This is a genomic window from Psychrobacter sp. 1Y4 (assembly GCF_051847555.1).
This window is the reverse complement of sequence record NZ_JBPYDE010001002.1, coordinates 1-551: the sequence shown is the minus strand read 5'-3', so window position 1 is coordinate 551 and position 551 is coordinate 1. Positions and strand designations below refer to the sequence as shown.

Below are 551 nucleotides of genomic sequence, written 5' to 3'. Positions count from 1 at the left end.
CAGCAAGCACTGGTGCGCCGTATGGGCGTAGATCCAGAGCATGATTGGGCGGCCGTCTATGAAGTACTGCCGAATAAGACCAAGGTCATCAAAGAGCTTAAAGTATTAGCCAAAGACGCTGACAAAATCTATCTGGCAACGGATATGGATAGAGAAGGGGAAGCGATCGCTTGGCATCTAAAAGAAGTCATCGGTGGGCCTGATAGCAAATACCAGCGTGTGGTCTTTAACGAGATTACCAAATCAGCCATCCAAAGCGCCTTTAAGCAACCATCAAAGCTCGATATCGATCGCGTCAATGCTCAGCAAGCGCGCAGGTTCTTGGACCGTGTCGTTGGCTTTATGGTATCGCCGCTATTATGGCAAAAGATTGCTCGTGGACTATCAGCAGGCCGCGTACAGTCGGTCGCCATGCGTTTGGTTGTTGAGCGTGAGCATGAAATTCGCGCGTTCATTCCAGAAGAGTACTGGCAAATCCATGCAGACACGCACATTGCTAATGGCAATGCTAAAAAAGCCTCAGACGCTGAGCAAATCGGTATCCGTTTAGA

At 49.4% G+C, this 551-nt stretch carries 1 protein-coding gene; it reads left to right on the top strand.

Annotation, left to right across the window (positions count from 1 at the left end; all coding sequences use genetic code 11):
- Positions 1–551: DNA topoisomerase (locus ACS8FC_RS20090; RefSeq protein WP_439298082.1), on the top strand; the 551-nt coding region annotated here is incomplete at both ends.